Annotated in this window: 16 protein-coding genes and 1 pseudogene; 10 read left to right on the top strand and 7 right to left on the bottom strand. The window is 69.9% G+C overall.

The features are described from left to right. The 5 genes and pseudogenes from BGN97_RS09885 to BGN97_RS09905 form a co-directional block, all read right to left on the bottom strand. A pseudogene (locus tag BGN97_RS09885) lies at positions 1-122 on the bottom strand (2-oxo-hepta-3-ene-1,7-dioate hydratase); the annotation flags it as partial. Next, positions 119-1,300 carry a 3,4-dihydroxyphenylacetate 2,3-dioxygenase gene (gene hpaD, locus BGN97_RS09890; RefSeq protein WP_292700719.1) on the bottom strand — a complete coding sequence of 394 codons (1,182 nt, stop codon included), beginning with the start codon at positions 1,298-1,300 and terminating at the stop codon, positions 119-121. The pseudogene BGN97_RS09885 and the gene hpaD, both read right to left, overlap by 4 nt. A gap of 36 nt (positions 1,301-1,336) precedes the next feature. Beyond that, positions 1,337-2,857, bottom strand: a complete 1,521-nt coding sequence (gene hpaE / locus BGN97_RS09895; protein WP_292700720.1) for a 5-carboxymethyl-2-hydroxymuconate semialdehyde dehydrogenase — start codon at positions 2,855-2,857, stop codon at positions 1,337-1,339. Further along, the gene (locus BGN97_RS09900) at positions 2,857-3,537 is read right to left on the bottom strand and encodes a GntR family transcriptional regulator (protein WP_292700721.1); all 681 of its coding nucleotides are present in this window, start codon (positions 3,535-3,537) and stop codon (positions 2,857-2,859) included. The genes hpaE and BGN97_RS09900 overlap by 1 nt, the downstream gene beginning before the upstream one ends. Beyond that, positions 3,534-5,003 (bottom strand): fumarylacetoacetate hydrolase family protein, encoded by a 1,470-nt coding sequence (locus tag BGN97_RS09905; protein WP_292700722.1) that lies wholly within the window; start codon positions 5,001-5,003, stop codon positions 3,534-3,536. Before BGN97_RS09905 ends, BGN97_RS09900 begins: the two co-directional genes overlap by 4 nt. Positions 5,004-5,132: 129 nt before the next feature. Here BGN97_RS09905 and BGN97_RS09910 point away from each other — a divergent pair, with 129 nt between their 5' ends. Next, positions 5,133-6,548 carry an MFS transporter gene (locus BGN97_RS09910; protein WP_292700723.1) on the top strand — a complete coding sequence of 472 codons (1,416 nt, stop codon included), beginning with the start codon at positions 5,133-5,135 and terminating at the stop codon, positions 6,546-6,548. Between the two features lie 104 nt (positions 6,549-6,652). On the opposite strand, the gene BGN97_RS09915 is transcribed toward BGN97_RS09910, so the two are convergent. Further along, entirely contained in the window at positions 6,653-7,342 is a 690-nt protein-coding gene (locus BGN97_RS09915; RefSeq protein WP_292700726.1) for an IclR family transcriptional regulator, read from the bottom strand. 147 nt (positions 7,343-7,489) lie between these two features. On the opposite strand from BGN97_RS09915, the gene BGN97_RS09920 reads away from it, so the two are divergent. From BGN97_RS09920 to BGN97_RS09955, 8 genes are all read left to right on the top strand, one after another. Further along, positions 7,490-9,343, top strand: a complete 1,854-nt coding sequence (locus BGN97_RS09920) for an FAD-dependent monooxygenase (protein ID WP_292700729.1) — start codon at positions 7,490-7,492, stop codon at positions 9,341-9,343. A gap of 46 nt (positions 9,344-9,389) precedes the next feature. Next, positions 9,390-9,653: a ribbon-helix-helix domain-containing protein gene (locus BGN97_RS09925; RefSeq protein WP_292700731.1), complete on the top strand. Its 264-nt coding sequence runs from the start codon at positions 9,390-9,392 to the stop codon at positions 9,651-9,653. Continuing rightward, entirely contained in the window at positions 9,650-9,889 is a 240-nt protein-coding gene (locus tag BGN97_RS09930) for a toxin (protein WP_292700734.1), read from the top strand. The genes BGN97_RS09925 and BGN97_RS09930 overlap by 4 nt, the downstream gene beginning before the upstream one ends. 81 nt (positions 9,890-9,970) lie before the next feature. Then, positions 9,971-10,942, top strand: a complete 972-nt coding sequence (locus BGN97_RS09935; protein WP_292700737.1) for an ABC transporter ATP-binding protein — start codon at positions 9,971-9,973, stop codon at positions 10,940-10,942. Positions 10,943-10,944: 2 nt separating this feature from the next. Then, the gene (locus BGN97_RS09940) at positions 10,945-11,757 is read left to right on the top strand and encodes an ABC transporter permease (protein ID WP_292700739.1); all 813 of its coding nucleotides are present in this window, start codon (positions 10,945-10,947) and stop codon (positions 11,755-11,757) included. A 26-nt stretch (positions 11,758-11,783) separates the two neighbouring features. Continuing rightward, the gene (locus BGN97_RS09945; protein WP_292700742.1) at positions 11,784-12,962 is read left to right on the top strand and encodes a histidine kinase; all 1,179 of its coding nucleotides are present in this window, start codon (positions 11,784-11,786) and stop codon (positions 12,960-12,962) included. Next, positions 12,956-13,567, top strand: coding sequence for a response regulator transcription factor (locus tag BGN97_RS09950; protein WP_292700851.1), 612 nt, complete (start codon positions 12,956-12,958; stop codon positions 13,565-13,567). The genes BGN97_RS09945 and BGN97_RS09950 overlap by 7 nt, the downstream gene beginning before the upstream one ends. Before the next feature lie 103 nt (positions 13,568-13,670). After that, positions 13,671-15,416 (top strand): Na+/H+ antiporter, encoded by a 1,746-nt coding sequence (locus BGN97_RS09955; RefSeq protein WP_292700744.1) that lies wholly within the window; start codon positions 13,671-13,673, stop codon positions 15,414-15,416. Positions 15,417-15,453: 37 nt separating this feature from the next. Here BGN97_RS09955 and BGN97_RS09960 read toward each other — a convergent pair whose 3' ends face one another. Then, positions 15,454-16,155 carry a TetR/AcrR family transcriptional regulator gene (locus BGN97_RS09960; protein ID WP_292700747.1) on the bottom strand — a complete coding sequence of 234 codons (702 nt, stop codon included), beginning with the start codon at positions 16,153-16,155 and terminating at the stop codon, positions 15,454-15,456. Positions 16,156-16,238: 83 nt separating this feature from the next. Between BGN97_RS09960 and BGN97_RS09965 the strand changes: the two genes are divergently transcribed. After that, complete coding sequence (locus BGN97_RS09965) at positions 16,239-17,411, top strand: FAD-dependent monooxygenase (protein WP_292700750.1); 1,173 nt, start codon at positions 16,239-16,241, stop codon at positions 17,409-17,411. The last annotated feature ends 1 nt before the right edge of the window (position 17,412 follow it).

Below are 17,412 nucleotides of genomic sequence, written 5' to 3' on the forward strand. Positions count from 1 at the left end.
TAGGAGTCCTCGATCGTGGCATCCGGATACCGGGCGGTGATGCGCGGGATGATGCCGCGGGTGCGCTCGGCCTCGGCCAGCTCCTCGGCCAGGGCGGTGATCGTCTCGGCGGGAAGAGTCACAGCTGATGACCCAGCTTGTACTCGCCCTGCTTCCACTCCGGCATCTCGGCCTCGTCGTCGGGACGCGTGTACGAGAACCCGTCGGCGCCGATGGTCACAGCCATCTCGCTGCTGTCGGTGCGGGCGCGCACCGGCTGCGGGTTGCCGTCCAGGTCGAGCACGAGCGAGGCATCCGTGTACCAGCTCGGCACCACCGGGTTGCCCCACCAGTCGCGGCGCTGGTTGTCGTGCACGTCCCAGGTGATGACAGGGTTGTCGGGGTCGCCGGTGTAGTAGTCCTGCGTGTACACCTCGACGCGGTGCCCGTCGGGGTCGCGCAGGTAGAGGTAGAACGCGTTGCTGACGCCGTGGCGGCCGGGGCCGCGCTCGATGGCGTCGGAGCGACGCAGGGCGCCGAGCTTGTCGCAGATGGCCAGGATGTTGTGCTTCTCGTGCGTCGCGAAGCACACGTGGTGCATGCGCGGTCCGTCACCTCCGGTCATGGCGGTGTCGTGCACGGTGGGCTTGCGGCGCATCCACGCGGCGTAGACGGTGCCTTCCTCGTCCTGGATGTCCTCCGTGACGCGGAAGCCGAGGTCCTGCATGTACTTCACGGCGCGGGGCACGTCAGGGGTGACCTGGTTGAAGTGGTCCAGCCGCACGAGCTCGCCCGGCTTGTGCAGGTCGTAGCGCCACGACAGCCGCTCGACGTGATCGGTGGCGTGGAAGAACTCGTACGGGAAGCCCAGCGGGTCGACCACGCGCACCGAGTCGCCGATGCCCTTCGTGAAGCCGTCCGGCGCGCGGCGCACATCGCAGCCCAGCTCGGTGTAGAAGGCGACCGCGCGGTCGAGGTCCTCAGGGGTGCGCACGCGGTACGAGAAGGCGGCGACCGCGGCGACCTCGCCCTTGCGCAGCACGAGGTTGTGGTGGATGAACTCCTCGGTGGAGCGCAGATAGATCGCCTGGTCGTCCTCCTCGGTCACGTACAAGCCGAGCACGTCGACGTAGAACTCGCGGGATGCCGCGAGGTCGGTCACGACCAGCTCCATGTACGCGCAGCGCAGCACGTCCGGCGGGGTGCTCGTCGGCGTCGGCGTCGGGTTCTCGCAGATGATCTCCGTGTCCAGGCTCACGTAGAAGCCGGAGGAGGTGAGGGTCTTGCCGGGGTGGGCGGCAGATGCCGGGTTGTTGCTCATGTCAGCGTCCTTGCTCTTCTGAAATCGGGCGGCGGGTCAGCGCGGGTCCGGGTCGTCCAGGTCCTGCTTGCCGAAGGCCGGGTTGTGCGGGGCGCCGAGGGTGATGTGCACGCTCTGCTGGTCGGTGTAGAAGTCGATCGAGCGGTAGCCGCCCTCGTGGCCGAGGCCGGATGCCTTCACGCCGCCGAACGGGGTGCGCAGGTCGCGCACATTGTTCGAGTTCAGCCAGACCATGCCGGCCTCGACGGCGCCCGCGAAGTTGTGCGCGCGCTTGAGGTCGTTGGTCCAGATGTAGGCGGCGAGACCGTACTTGGTGTTGTTCGCCAGGGACAGCGCCTCCTCGTCGCTGTCGAACGGCGTGATCGCGACGACCGGTCCGAAGATCTCCTCCTGGAAGATCCGGGCATCCGGAGAGACGTCGGCGAAGGCGGTCGGGGCGACGTAGTTGCCGGTGGGGAATCCCTCCGGGCGGCCGCCGCCGGCGATCAGACGACCCTCGGTCTTGCCGATCTCGACGTAGCTCATCACCTTCTCGTAGTGCTCGGGGTGCACGAGCGCGCCGACCTCGGTGGTCGGGTCGTGGGGGAGGCCCACCTTCACGCGCTTGGCCATGGTGGCGAAGCGCTCGACGAACTCGTCGTAGATGGCGCGCTCGACGATGATGCGCGAGCCCGCCGTGCAGCGCTCGCCGTTCAGGGAGTACACGCCGAAGACGCAGGCGTCGACCGCGGTGTCGAGATCGGCGTCCGCGAAGACGACCGCGGGGCTCTTGCCGCCCAGCTCCATCGACAGGCCCTTCAGGAACGGCGCCGAGTTGCCGAAGATGATCTGCCCGGTGCGGCTCTCGCCCGTGAACGAGATCAGCGGGACGTCCGGATGCTTCACCAGGGCGTCTCCGGCGTCCTCACCGAGTCCGTTGACGAGGTTGAAGACGCCCTTCGGGAGGCCCGCCTCCTCGAAGATGCCCGCCCACAGCGAGGCGGACAGCGGCGTGAACTCGGCCGGCTTGAGCACCACCGTGTTGCCGGTCGCCAGGGCGGGGCCGAGCTTCCAGGACTCGAGCATGAACGGCGTGTTCCAGGGCGTGATGAGGCCGGCGACGCCGATCGGCTTGCGGTTGACGTAGTTCATCTGCTTGCCGGGCACCTTGAAGGCGTCGTCGGCCTGCGCGACGATCAGGTCGGCGAAGAAGCGGAAGTTCTCGGCGGCGCGGCGGGCCTGGCCCAGCGCCTGCGTGATGGGCAGACCGGAGTCGAACGACTCCAGCTCGGCCAGACGCGCGTCGCGCGACTCGACGATGTCGGCGATGCGGTGCAGCACGCGCGAGCGCTCGCGCGGCAGCATCCGCGGCCACGGACCCTCGGTGAACGCTCGACGGGCTGCGGCGACCGCGCGATCGATGTCGGCTTTCTTGCCGGCCGCGGCGTGCACGTAGGTCTCGTTCGTGACGGGGTTGAGCACCTCGAAGGTGTCGCCGTCGAGGGAATCGACGAACTCGCCGTTGATGTAGTGCTGGATCTTCGCGGGCAGGTCGGCCGGGGTGTACACGTCGGTCATCATCGTCCTTCTTCGGTGGGGTGGGAGTGGCAGGCGGCCAGGAACGCGTCCATGGTGCGCCAGCGGTGGTCTCGGGCGGCGAGCTCGATCTCGAGCGGGTCGGCGCCGCCGCGGATCAGCTCGAGGATGCGGGTGTGCTCGTCCACCGAGTGCCGGGCGCGGCCGGGGACGAACGCGAACGAGGAGTCGCGGATGCCGGAGAGCCGGCTCCATCCGCGGTGCACCAGGTCGAGGATGTGCGGGTTCGGGCAGGGCTCGTAGAGCACCGAGTGGAACGCCTGGTTCAGCGAGGTGAACGTGTGCGCGTCGAAGTGGCCCAGCAGGTGCAGCATCCGGTCGTTGACGGCTTCGGCGCGGTCGAGCGCATCTGCGTCGAGCAGGGGAGCGGACAGCGCGGTGGCGGCGCCCTCGACGATGCCCAGGGTCTGCATGGTGTGCGCGTACTCGCTCTCGTCGATGAGCGAGACGTGCGCGCCGATGTTGCGCTCGAAGGTGACCAGCCCCTCGGCCTCGAGGCGGCGGATCGCCTCGCGCACCGGGACCACGCTCATGCCGAGCTCGTCGGCGATCGGGCCGAGCACCAGGCGGTACCCGGGACCGAAGGCGTGCGAGGAGATGCGGGAGCGGATCCAGGCGTACGCCTGCTCCGACTTGCTTCCCTCGCGGACCAGGGCGGTCATGATCCGGTGCCCGACCTCTCGTCATACCGGGCGCGCCATTCGGCGTTCATCGGGAACAGCCCGTCGACCGGATGCCCGGCTGCCACCTGCTCGGCGATCCAGGCGTCTTCGTCCTCCTGGGCGAGCGCCTCGTCGGCGACCTCCTCGGCGAGCTCGAAGGGGATCACGATGACGCCGTCGCCGTCGCCCACGATCACGTCGCCGGGCTGCACGGCGGCGCCGCCGCAGGCGATCGTGACGTCGAACTCCCAGGGCACGTGGCGACGGCCGAGCACGGACGGGTGGGCGCCCTTCGAGAACACCGGCAGGCCGATCTCGGCGACGGCGTCGAAGTCGCGAACGCCGCCGTCGGTGACGACTCCTGCGGCTCCGCGGGTTTTGGCGCGCAGCGCCAGGATGTCGCCGAGAGTTCCGGTGCCGGCGTCGCCGCGGGCCTCGATCACGATGATCTCGCCCTCGCCGACCGCGTCGAACGCGCGCTTCTGCGCGTTGTACCCGCCCCCGTGGCTCCGGAACAGGTCCTCGCGGGCCGGGATGAAGCGCAGCGTCTTGGCGGTGCCGACGATCTTGCTGCCGGCGATGTTGGCGGACACCCCGTCGATGAAGCAGGAGTGCAGGCCGCGCTTGCGCAGCTGGCTGGACAGACCCGCCGTCGGCGCCGCTGCGAGCTTGGCGCGCAGCTCCGGGGTGAGACCGGACGGCGCGGGCTCGGAGTCGGTCTCGGGGAGCCCTGCCGCCTCGCGCGAGCCCCAGGCCTCGGTGCGCTGCAGATCGTCGACGGCGGGCAGCGAGCCGAGCGCGGGGTCGAAGGCGACCTCGCCCTGCGTCACCGTGGTGACCAGGCGACCGGACGACGGTGCACCAGGGGCATCCGGAGCATCCACCTCGATCTCCACGACGTCACCCGGGACGATCACGCTGGACCCCGCGGGAGTGCCGGCGAGGATCACATCACCGGGCTCGAGGGTGAAGTGCTGCGAGAGATCGGCGACCAGCTGGGGGAGCGGGAAGAGCAGGCCCGTCGTGCTGTCGTCCTGGCGCAGCTCGCCGTTGACCCAGGCGCGCACGCGCAGGTTCCCCGGGTCGACGGATGCCGCGTCGATCAGCTCGGGGCCGAGCGGGGTGTATCCGTCGCCGCCCTTGGACCGGACGTTGGAGCCCTTGTCGTTGGCGCGCAGGTCGTACAGGCCCAGGTCGTTGGATGCGGTGACGGATGCCACGTGCGACCAGGCGTCCTCGATGGACACCCGGCGAGCGGGGGTGCCGATGACGAGGGCGATCTCGCCCTCGAAGGCGAGCAGTTCGGTGCCGGCAGGGCGCTCGACGGTTCCGCCGCTGACGCCGACAGAGCTCGCGGGCTTGAAGAAGTAGGAGGGCGCTGCGGGGCGGCGGCCGCGCTGGTCGGCGCGCGAGACGTAGTTCAGGTGGATCGCGATGATCTTTCCCGGTCGGGTGATCGCCGTCATGGATGCGCCTCCTCGCGTTCGCGCACAGGGAGAGTGCCTTGTGCGTCGTATGCGAAATCGTATATCATCGTCGCATCCTGGGGCAAGCATCACCTGGATTCCCCGGCAGTCACCTCGAAGGAGAGAGACATGAGCGGCAAGTCAGAGGACGGGTTCACCCCGACCGGAACCATCGCGAGCGCCGCGGACCGCCGTCGCGTCGTCGTCGCCACCGTGGTCGGCACCACCGTCGAGTGGTACGACTTCTTCATCTACGCGTTCGCCGCGGCCACGGTCTTCGCAGCGCTGTTCTTCGAGCCGATGGGCAAGGACTTCGCGCAGATCGTGTCGTTCTTCAGCGTCGGCGTCAGCTTCCTGTTCCGTCCGCTGGGCGCCTTCCTCGCCGGGCACTTCGGAGACAAGATCGGTCGTCGCCCGATGCTGGTGCTCACGCTCCTGCTGATGGGCGGTGCGACCACGCTCGTCGGCGTGCTGCCCACGCACGCGCTGATCGGCGTGTGGGCGCCGATCCTGCTGATCGTCCTGCGCGTGATCCAGGGCATCTCGGCCGGTGGCGAGTGGGGCGGCGCCGTGCTGATGGCCGTCGAGCACGCGCCCAAGCACAAGCGCGGGCTGTTCGGAGCATCCCCGCAGATCGGAGTGCCGATCGGACTGCTGCTGGCATCCATGGTGCTCGCGCTGACCGAGACGATCTTCCCCGGCCCGACGCCCGGTTCGGACGTGGCGCTCGCCGACACCGCCTTCGGGCAGATCGGCTGGCGCATCCCCTTCCTGCTGTCGGTCGTGCTGATCGGCGTCGGCTACTGGGTGCGCCGCCGCGTCTCGGAGAGCCCGGTGTTCCAGGAGATCGCCGAGCGCAAGGAGGAGACGCGGATGCCCATCATCCAGCTGCTGCGCCACCACCTGCCGCTGGTGATCGTGGCGGAACTGGTCTTCGCGGGCAACAACGCCGTCGGCTACATGACCACCGGCGGATACGTGCAGCATTACGCCACCGATCCCGCCGGACCGATCGCGCTGCCCACGGGACCGGTGTTCTGGGTCGTCGCGCTCTCCGGCGTCAGCTGGCTGGTCTTCACCTGGCTGGCGGGCTGGCTCTCCGACAGGCTGGGCAGGCGCACGACCTACATCATCGGCTGGGTCCTGCAGCTGGTCGGCGTCTTCCTGCTGTTCTTCCTGACCAACCTCGGCACGATCGGCTCGCTCGCGGCGGCCCTCGTGATCCTCACCATCGGACTCGGGTTCACGTACGGGCCGCAGGCCGCGCTGTACTCGGAGCTGTTCCCTGCGTCCATCCGGTTCTCCGGCGTCTCGATCTCGTACGCGATCGGCGCCATCGTGGGCGGCGCGTTCTCGCCGTTGATCGCGCAGGCGATCTTCCAGAACACGCACTCGACGACCGGCATCACCTGGTACCTGGCCGGCATGACGGTGATCGGCCTGGTCGCCACGCTGCTGCTGCGCGACCGCACCGGCATCCCGCTGGGGCCGGAGAACGAGGCCGAGCAGGCGAAGTCCCCGATCTATGGGATGTCCAAGGCCTGAGGCGCGCCTCGGCCGCAGCGCAGCTTCGCAGAAGTGCACAGCTCCGCAGGGTTTCGAGGAAACCCTGCGGAGCTGTGCTGAACTGCGGGCGGATGCCGCCGAGCTCAGCCGCCCAGGGCCTCGCGGATCGCTGTGGCCGACTCCTGCAAGCGGGTGGCGATCTCGGCGTCCGGATGCTGGGATGCCACGTGCACGACGGCCAGCGCGGCCGGGCGCCGGCCGCGCAGGGAGAGCGGCACGGCGATCGAGTGCAGGTTCGGGATGACCTCGTCGTGGCTGGTCGCGTAGCCGCGGGCACGCGCCTCTGCCACCTCGGCGCGCAGCGCCGCGGAGACGTCTGGCCACTCGGCATCCGCCAGCTGCGAGAGGATCGCCTTGCCTGGCGCGCCGGCCGTGACCGGATGCCTCGTGCCCGGCCGCTGCGCGACGTTCGCGACCGTGTGCCGGGGCTCGACGCTGGTGAGCGTGATGACCTCGTCGCCGTCGAGCACCGCCAGGAACGCCGTGAGCGCGAACTCGTTGGCGACCGCGGTCAGCTCGGGGAGCGCCTCGGCCTGCAGATCGTGCGCGACACCCGCGGCGAGTGCTGCCATCCGGGGGCCGAGCGCCGCGAGCCCCGACGCGTTGCGCGCAACGAGCCTATGGTCCTCGAGGGTGCGCAGGAGCCGATAGGCGATCGAGCGATGCACGTCGAGCCGCGCGGCGACCTCGTCGATCGAGAGGGGTCCGTCGGCGAGGATCTCCAGGATCCGGATGCCGCGGCTCAGCGTCTGCGAGGCGGGGGCGGCGGGCACGGGGTCTCCTTCGGTCGCGGGCGGCTCTTGTCAGGGCATCCGCTCGTCATATACGATCTGTTCAATAGTAGAACGGTGCGTTCGAATATAGAACACACGTTCCTGCCGCGCAAGACCTGACGATGCAGTCCAGGGAAGGACCCGACGATGCAGTTCCACCATCACGGCTACGTGTCCGGCGAGCCCCGCGTGCTCCCGGCCGAAGGGCTGGGCATCGACCGCCCGGCGGACCTCCCCGACGAGATGGACGTGCTCATCGTCGGCTCCGGCCCCGCGGGCATGCTGCTGGCCGCCCAGATGTCGCAGTTCCCGACCGTGGGCACGCGCATCATCGAGCGCCGCAGCGGCCGCCTGGAGCTCGGCCAGGCCGACGGCATCCAGCCCCGAAGCGTCGAGACCTTCCAGGCCTTCGGATTCGCCGAGCGCATCATCGCCGAGGCCTACAACATCGGCTGGATGAAGTTCTGGGGCCCCGACCCCGAGAACCGCGAGAACATCATCCGCACCTCGCGCACCGAGGACTACGGCCTGAAGATCAGTGAGTTCCCGCACCTGATCGTGAACCAGGCGCGCGTGCTGGACTACTTCGCCGAGGCCGCCGCCCACGGCCCCGGCCGCATCGCCCCGGACTACGGCGTGGAGTTCGTGGGACTCACGGTGCACGACGAGGGGGAGTACCCCGTCGAGGTGCGCGTGAACGACAACGGCACAGAGCGCACCATCCGAGCCAAGTACGTTGCGGGCTGCGACGGCGCGCGCAGCGGCGTGCGCGAGGCGATCGGCCGCAAGCACGTCGGCGCCATGGCGGCGCACGCGTGGGGCGTGATGGACGTACTGGTCAACACCGACTTCCCGGACTGGCGCACCAAGTGCGCGATCAACGCCGAGGCGGGCAACATCCTGCACATCCCGCGCGAGGGCGGCTACCTCAGCCGGATGTACATCGACCTGGGCGCGGTCGCCGAGGGCGACAACCGCCAGGTCAAGCACACTCCGCTCGAGGTCGTCATCCAGAAGGCCAACGAGATCCTGCACCCCTACACACTGGATGTGAAGCAGGTCGCCTGGCACAGCGTCTACGAGGTCGGCCACCGGGTCACCGACGGGTTCGACGACGCGGTGGACGGCGACCGGCACCCCCGCGTCTTCCTGACCGGCGACGCCTGCCATACGCACAGTGCGAAGGCAGGTCAGGGCATGAACGTGTCCATGCAGGACGGCTTCAACCTGGGCTGGAAGCTCGGTCATGTGCTCAGCGGGCGCGCTCCGCAGGAGCTGCTCTCGACCTATGGTGCCGAGCGCCGCCCGGTGGCCCAGCAGCTGATCGACTTCGACAGGGAGTGGTCCTCGCTCATGGCCCGCAAGCCCGAGGAGATCTCCGACCCGCAGGAGCTCGCGACCTTCTACCTGGGCACCGCGGAGTTCCCCTCCGGGTTCATGACGCAGTACGAGCCGTCCATGATCGTCGACGGCGCATCGCAGCAGGAGCTCGCCGCCGGGTTCCCGCTCGGCAAGCGCTTCAAGTCGGCCGAGGTCACCCGCGTCAGCGACGGCAACGCCGTGCACCTCGGCCACCACGCGACCGCCGACGGGCGCTGGCGCGTGTACGCCTTCGCCGACGCGGAGGCCACGAAGCTGACGGCATGGGCGGATGCCGTGGAGCCCGTGTTCGCGCGCTACACGCCGCAGGACGGCGATGTGGACGCCGTCTTCGACGTGAAGGCGATCTACCAGCAGCGTCACGACGAGGTCGAGTTCACCGACGCACCGGCGCTGTTCCGCCCGCAGACCGGCCCCTTCGGGCTGACCGACTGGGAGAAGGTGTACTCGGCGGCCCCGACCGTGTGGTGCCACGACGACATCTTCGAGGTTCGCGAGCTCTCCCGCGACGGCGTGGTCGTCGTGGTGCGCCCGGACCAGTACGTCGCGGCGATCCTGCCGCTGGATGCCGTGGGCCGGCTCTCGGAGTTCTTCGAGGGCGCCCTCCTCCCGGCATCCTGATCATCGAGGTCTGGCGCTCCACACAATAACGTCATACGATATTCGCATGGGCGAGCGCGAGACGATCAACGGCGTACCTGTCACCGACGAGCAGATCGAAGCCTGGGCCGCTGAGGCGGAAGCGGGCTATGACGTCGCCGCGCTGAAGAAGCGCGGCCGTGGGCGGCCTGGGCGGGGTGCTGAGCCGTCGCAGGTCATCGCGCTCCGGCTCACAGCAGATGAGCTGCGCACCCTGGACCAGCGTGCGGCGCGGGAGAACAAGTCGCGTTCCGAAGTCATCCGCGAAGCGCTCGGGCGAAGCGCGGCGTGAGAGTCAACGACTCGGCCCGCAAGCACGGCATCAGCGATGAGGATGCTGTCCATGCCGCGACATGGGCGAGCTGGATCGAGGATCTCGACGAGAACTCGCCCGCGCGTCAGCTGAGGCTCGGCTTCGACACGCGCGGGCGTCTCCTCGAAGTCGTGGTGCTGGTCTTCGACAGCGGCAACGAACTGGTGATCCATGCGATGAAGGCGCGCCCGCAGATGCTTGAGCTTCTTCCATAGCGGGTCGGCATGACAACTGTCATGCCGACCTCATGACATCGCCCTCCGGCGTCCGGCGTCCGCACCGACGACGCTGGACACATGCAGACGACAGCAGAACCGCAGACGCGGGTCACCCCCGCTCCCGCCATCCAGGACGCGCATCCCCAGGACGCCGTGATCGAACTGCGCGGTGTGCGCAGGGGCTACGACACGGGCGACCGCCGCGTGCAGGCCGTCGACGGGGTCGACCTCGTCGTCCGCCGCGGCGAGATCGTCGCGCTGCTCGGGCCGAACGGCGCGGGCAAGACGACCACGCTCGACATGCTGCTCGGGCTCACGGATGCCGACGAGGGCACCGTCCAGGTGCTCGGAGGCCGCCCCTCACGCGCCACCGCCGACGGCTCCATCGCCGCCGTGCTCCAGACCGGCGGGCTGCTCTCCGACCTCACCGTCGGCGAGACCGTGCGCCTGATCGCCTCGCTGCACGGCAGGGCCGCGCTCGGCCGCGTGCCCGAGGTGCTGGCCCGTGCCGATCTCGAGAGGATCGCGCGCCGCCGGGTCTCGAAATGCTCCGGTGGCGAGCAGCAGCGCGTGAAATTCGCGCTCGCCCTGGTCGCCGACCCCGACGTGCTCGTGCTCGACGAGCCGACCGCGGGCATGGACGTGACAGCCCGCCGCAACTTCTGGGACGTCATGCGCGCGGATGCCGATGCCGGCCGCACCATCGTCTTCGCCACGCACTACCTGGAGGAGGCCGAGCAGTTCGCCCGCCGCACTGTCGTGATGAACCACGGCCGGGTGGTCGCGGACGCTCCGACGGCGCAGCTGCGCGTCGGGCTCGGCGCCAGGACGGTCGCCGCGAACCTCCCGGAGACCGGCGCCGACGGCATCCTCTCCTCGCTGCGAGATCGCGACGACGTCACCGAGCTGCGCGTGGACGCGGACCGGCTCACCCTGCGCGCCGCTGACTCGGATGCCGTGGCCGCCGCGCTCCTCGCCTCCGGAGCACACGATCTGGAGATCACCGCTCCCACCCTCGAAACCGCCTTCACCGCCCTGACGGAGGACTGACAATGACCACCTCGACCCCCGCCTTTACCCGCACGCCGCGTGCTCTGCGCGTCCCGCGCAAGGGCATCTCACCGACCATGCTCCGCATCGAGGCGCTGCGCCAGCTGCGCAACCCGTACACGCTCGCGTTCACCCTGGCCATGCCCGTCGTGATGTACATCCTCTTCGGCGCCAGCGCCGCGTACGGGTCGCAGTCCGCCGGGCACGGCAACGTCTCGTTCTACGTGATGATCTCCATGGCCGCCTACGGCACGGCCGTCGCGATGAGCTCGCTGACCTCGCTGGCGGCCACCGAGTCCAAGCAGGGGTGGGGCCGTCAGCTGGCCATGACGCCGCTCGGAACGCTCGGTTACGCCCTGACCAAGCTCATCACCTCCGTGACGTTCGCCGCCCTCGCGCTGGTCGCGGTGTTCACGGCCGGCCTGCTCACAGGCGCGAAGGCGGACGACGCCTGGCGCTGGGTCGCGGCCGCCGCGATCATCCTCGGCATCGGGCTGATGTACGGCCTGTTCGGGCTGGGCGTCGGGCTGTTCTTCAACGCCGACTCGGCCGCCGCGCTGGCATCCATCTCGATGACCTTCTTCGCCTTCTTCGGCAACGTGTTCATGCCCCTGGACGGCGTGATGCTCTCGATCGCACGCTTCACCCCGCTGTACGGGTTCGTGGCCCTCAGCCGGTGGCCGCTCACCGACGGCGTGCTCACCACAGGACAGACCGACCCGCTCTGGATGCCGCTGCTGAACGTGGCCGTCTGGCTCACCCTGTTCTCGGTGCTGGTCGTCGCCGGGGTGCGCCGCTCGCGGACACGCCGGTGACGCGTGCGCGTCACTAGGTTGGACTCATGATGCGGGAGACCGACGAGACGGCCGCGGGCCGGGACGCCGAGGCGATCCGGTCCGCGGCCGGTTCCCTGCCCGCCACGTGGATGGCGGAGCGGAAGGACAGCCAGCCGAAGAACCCCTGGGACCGGTTCGGCTGGCTGATGGCCGTGATCTGGCTGGTCTTCCTGGCGTATCCCGTGATCGCGCTGCTGGGCTCGTCTGCTCCCGAGTCCTGGATCATCGTCGGCTGGGCGGCGATGGCCGCCTTCGTCACCCTGTACGTCCTCGGCTTCATGCGGGGGATGAGCTCGGGAGGCGGTCTGTGCCGGCCGCCGGCGCCGGGGCAGTGGCTGTTCTTCGCCGGGCTGATCGCCTGCGCGGCGATCTCGATCCCGGCTGAGGGCGGCTCGGCGCTGAGCTTCCTGCCGTTCATCATGTCGTTCGCGTCCTACGGGCTGAACCGCATCGCGCACTGGGCGACCTTCGCCGGCGCGGTGACCGTGACCGTGCTGTGGATCCTCCTGGTGCCGGGCGGGCTGGACTATGTCTCGGTGCTCGCGATCATCGCCCTGCTGGGCGTGGTGAACACGGTGTCGACCTGGCTGATCATCCGCTCCGCCGACGCCGATCGGCTGGGACTCGAGCTGGCGACCAGCGAGGGCCGAGAGGCCGTGGCGCGCGATGTGCACGACCTGATCGGGCACTCGCTCACCGTGGTGAAGCTCAAGGCGCAGCTCGCCCGTCGTCTGATCGACACGGACCCCGAGCGCGCCAAGGTGGAGCTCGCCGCGATCGAGTCGCTGACGGCGGAGGCGATCGCGGGCGTGCGGGCGACGGTGGCGGGCGCCCGCGCCGCATCCCTGACCGAGCAGCTGTCGGCCAGCGCCGATGCGCTGCGGTCGGCCGGTGTGACACCTGTCGTCGATGGCGATCCCGGCGCGCTCTCGCCCGCGCAGGGACTGACGGCCAGCTGGATCCTGCGGGAGGCGACCACGAACATCCTGCGTCACGCCGACGCCTCGACGGTGACCGTCTCCGTGCGGCCGGGCATGCTGGCCGTCCAGGACGACGGGCGGGGCGCGGGAGACCAGGAGGGGAACGGCGTGCGCGGCATGCGCGAGCGGGCAGCGGCCGCCGGCGCGCGCTTCGAGCTGATCAGGCCCGTGACGGGCGGAACGCGTGTGGAGGTCACCTGGTGAGCATTCGGATCGTGATCGCCGACGACCAGGCGCTGGTCCGCGGCGCGCTCGCGGCGCTGCTGGCGCTGGAGCCCGACATCGACGTGGCCGGCGTCGCGGCCGACGGTGCGGAGGTGCTGACGCTGGTGGGCGACCTCGCCCCGGACGTGTGCCTGATGGACATCCAGATGCCGGGGCTCGACGGCATCGAGGCGACGCGACGCCTGCGCGCCGCCAGCCCCGCGACGCGCGTGCTGATCGTCACAACGTTCGCGCGTCCCGGCTATCTGCGGTCGGCGCTGGATGCCGGTGCCGCGGGGTTCATGGCCAAGGACGCGCCTGCGGAGGAGCTGGCCGACGCCGTCCGGCGCGTGCACTCCGGGCTGCGCGTGCTCGATCCGGCGCTCGCCGAGGAGAGCCTCTTCGAGGGTGCGAATCCGCTCAGCGACAGGGAGCGCCAGGTGCTGCGACTGGCCGCCGACGGGAGGTCGGCCGCGGCGATCGCATCCGAGGTGTTCCTCTCGGCCGGAACGGTGCGCAACCATCTCTCAGCGGCGATCGGCAAGACCGGTGCCGGGAACCGCGCCCAGGCCGTGCGCATCGCGCAGGACAAGGGGTGGGTGTGACGTCATCCTCTTCCGTGCGACGACACACGGGAATACCGTCTCCTTGACGGGCGCTGTGCTTCTTTGCACGTCGCGCCCGATGCGACGGCGGATGAGGTGGCGCATGGAGGGTCTCGAGATCACGGTCCTGCTCGGACTGACGATCCTGGTCGGGACGCTGCTCGCGCCGCGGCTGCGCATCGCGCTGCCGCTGGTGCTGGTCGTGTTCGGACTGCTGCTCGGCTTCGTGCCGGCGCTGCGGGAGATCCAGCTGCCTCCGGAGACGGTGCTGCTGCTGTCCCTGCCGGTGATGCTGTTCTGGGAGAGCCTGACGACCTCGCTGCGGTCCATCCGTCGCGACTTCCGGTACATCCTGCCGATGAGCACGCTGCTCGTGGTGGCCTCGGCGTTCGCCGTCGCGGGCATGGCCGTCCTGTTCGGCCTGCCGTGGGAGATCGCGCTGATCCTCGGCGCCGCGGTCGCGCCTCCTGACGCCACCGCCGTCGCCGCGCTCGGCCGCCTGCTCCCGCGGCGCAGCTTCATGAAGCTCAAGGCCGAGAGCCTGACGAACGACGGCACGGCGCTGGTGCTCTACGCCATCGCGGTGTCACTGGCGGTCGGCGGTCAGGTGACGCCGCTCATCGTCACCTGGACGATCGTGGTCTCGTGCCTTGGCGGCATCCTGGTCGGCGCCGCCGTCGCCGCGGCCGGCTGGATGCTGCTGCGCCGCACGCGGTCGACGATCGCGATCAACGTGACGATGCTGCTGGTGCCGTTCGTGTCCTTCCTGCTCGCCGAGATGATCCACGCCTCCGGGGTGCTCGCCGTCGTGGTCGCGGGGCTGATCGCGGCATACCTCAGCCCCCTCGTCACCACCGCGGCGTCACGCCGCCAGGCCGAGGCTGCTTGGCCGTTCGGTGTCTTCCTGCTCAACGGCGCGCTGTTCGTGCTGATCGGCCTGGAGGTGCAGTGGGTGGCGCACCAGACGTCGCTGCAGACCATCGGCTGGCTCGTGCTCGCGACCGTCGCGGTCTGGGTGACGCTGCTCGTGGTGCGCTTCCTGTTCCAGCTGTTCGCCCTCCCGTTACAGCGGCTCGGCGGAGGGCAGGTGCATCCGCGTGGCCTGCGCACCAGGATGCAGATCGTCTCGACCGTCGCGGGCATGCGCGGCGCGGTGTCGCTCGCGATCGCGCTCTCCGTGCCGATCGCCGACGGCGCGGGCATCCGCCTCGCCGGACGCGACGACATCATCTTCGTCACGGCCGGGGTGATCCTGCTCAGCCTGCTCGTGCAGGGCCCGCTGCTGCCGGCGGTCGTGCGCTGGGCCCGCTTCCCCGTCGACAACGGCGAAGCCGAGGAGTACGAGCTCGCCGAGCGCGCCATCTCCGGCGCGGCGATGGCAGCGCTCGACGGGCTGGCCACGGAGCACGGGATCAGCGACGAGGTGCGCGACCGCCTGCGGCGGGACGGCTATGAGCGGCTCGAGCTCGCCAACGCGCGTGCGATGGCCAGGGAGCGCGCGCTGATCGACGCCGAGGTGGGGGCGATGGAGGTCCTGCTGGACTCGCCCGATCCGCTCGCCGACGGCTCCGTCGAGCTGGGCGACCAGGCCGGAGCGCCGGGCCGGAGCGATGACCGCGTGACGCTGCAGATGGTCGCCACATCGACCGAGGTCGATCTGGAGCAGCGCTCGCCGCTGATCCGCCACGAGGAGATGTCCCGGCTCAAGCTGGCCGTGATCGAGCACAAGCGCGAGGTGCTGCGCAGCCTGCGCAGATCGGGTGCGGTCGACGACCTGGTCGTGTACCGGATCTCGGCAGACCTCGATCTGGAGCAGGTGCGGCTGCAGGGCATCGAGCAGCTGGAGTGAGGGGTCCCCCGGTCGTCGACCGCCATCGCGCGGACGCTCACACGTCGGGGGAGCCGCGCTCGGTGACGAGAACCTGGATTCCGTCGAGGATGCGATCGACCCCGAAACGGAGAGCGTCGTCCTGAGTCCCGTCGTCGGCGGTCTCGGAGAATGCGGACGCGGTCCGCGGGAATTCGCCGGCGTGCGCGCTGAGGACGGGCGCGAGTCCGCGGGCCAGGTCCGCCTCGGGCCTTTCGACCTGCGCCTGGCGACGTGCGAGCGACATCACGTGGCCGGCCAGCAGTGCCAGCACGTCGAGCTTCTCGCTGCCGCGCAGCGGAAGATCCGCCATCTCGGCCAGCGCGCCCTCGAACCAGGTGAGCTCGACGGGGCCCGGCACATGCGGACGCTGGCTGAGCTCGACCGCCCACGGGCGGGCCCGCATGCGTCGATGCAGTTCCTCCGCCCATCGTGCGAGCGCTGATCGCCAGCCGCCGCCGGACAGGGGTCCGGGGGAGTCGAGTGCATGGTCGAGGATCAGCGCATCGAGTTCGGCACGGCCGGGCAGGTACCGGTACAGGGCCATCTTCGTGGTGCCGAGCCGGCTCGCGACCTCCTGCATCGTCACGGCTTCCAGTCCGTGCTCGTCGGCGATGGCGACCGCGGCATCGGCGATGGCATCCAGAGTGAACCGGGGCTTCGGACCGCGCTTGGCGGGCCCGGGGCGAGCCCAGAGGAAGGTGGTGTCGTCGGCGTTCATGAAACTCCCGGAGTTTATTGCGTCTAATGTACGCGATTATGTATTGTTTCTGGCGGACGCAGTTACGTTTCGAAGGAGACATCATGAAGGTTCTGATCTCAGGTGCGAGCATCGCAGGCCCGGCGCTCGCGCGCTGGCTCGGACGCAACGGATTCGACGTCACCGTCGTCGAGAAGGCGACGGCTCCGCGACCCGGCGGCCAGGCCGTGGACTTCAAGGGACGCACGCATCGTCGTGTCCTGGAGCGCATGGGGGTCCTCGAGGATGTCCTCGCCCACCAGACCGCGAAGACCGACTGGAGGTTCGTCGACGAGAACGACCGGGTGAGGGCGACCGTGCCCGGCGAGTTCATCGGCGGCGACCTGGAGATCCTGCGCGGCGATCTCGCGGGCATCCTGCATGAGCATTCGCGTGCCGATGCCGAGTACGTCTTCGACGACGAGATCGTCGATCTCGCCGAGTCGGACTCGGGTGTCGACGTGGCCTTCGCCAGACGGAAGGGCGAGCGGTTCGATCTCGTGATCGGCGCCGACGGCGTGCATTCGGTGGTGCGGAGACTCGCGTTCGGAGCCGAGGAGCTGTTCATGCAGGCGCGCGACCGCTACTACGCCGTCGCCGGCGGCGAGATGCCGCTCGACGGGCTCGAACGAGAGCTTCCGGGCGGACGCGCGATCGCGTACGGCTACAACGAGCCGGGCCGTCTGGCTCTGCTCGGCGGGCAGAAGGCCCCCAGCCTCTTCGTCTTCCACGCCGCCGCACCCGACTACGACCGGCGCGATGTCGCCTCGCAGCGCGCATTCCTGGAGTCGGCGTTCGCCGGGGCCGGCTGGCGGGTTCCGGAGGCGATCGCGGCGGGCCGTGATGCGGACGACTTCTATCTGGATGCGCTGGCCCGCACGACCATGACCTCGTTCACACACGGACGAGTCGCGCTGGTCGGCGACGCCGGCTTCGCCAACACTCTCGGAGGATTCGGTACGGGGCTGGCGCTGATCGGGGCGTACGTGCTGGCCGGTGAGCTGATCGCCGCGCGAGGGGACTGGGCGGCGGCGCTCGCCGCATACGACCGCCGGATGCGCAAGCCGACCAGGATCGCCCGGTCCGGCGACGCGGGGTCATTCCTCGCGCCCCCGTCGCGGTGGCGCATCCGCGCACGGGACTGGAGCTTCGCGAACCCCGTGATGTACCGCTCCATGCTGTGGCTGACGAACGCGTTCGCCACCGACGACAGCGTGCCCGACTACCGCATGGACTGAC

It is taken from the genome of Microbacterium sp. 69-10, assembly GCF_001897945.1.
In the GTDB taxonomy this organism is placed as follows: domain Bacteria; phylum Actinomycetota; class Actinomycetes; order Actinomycetales; family Microbacteriaceae; genus Microbacterium.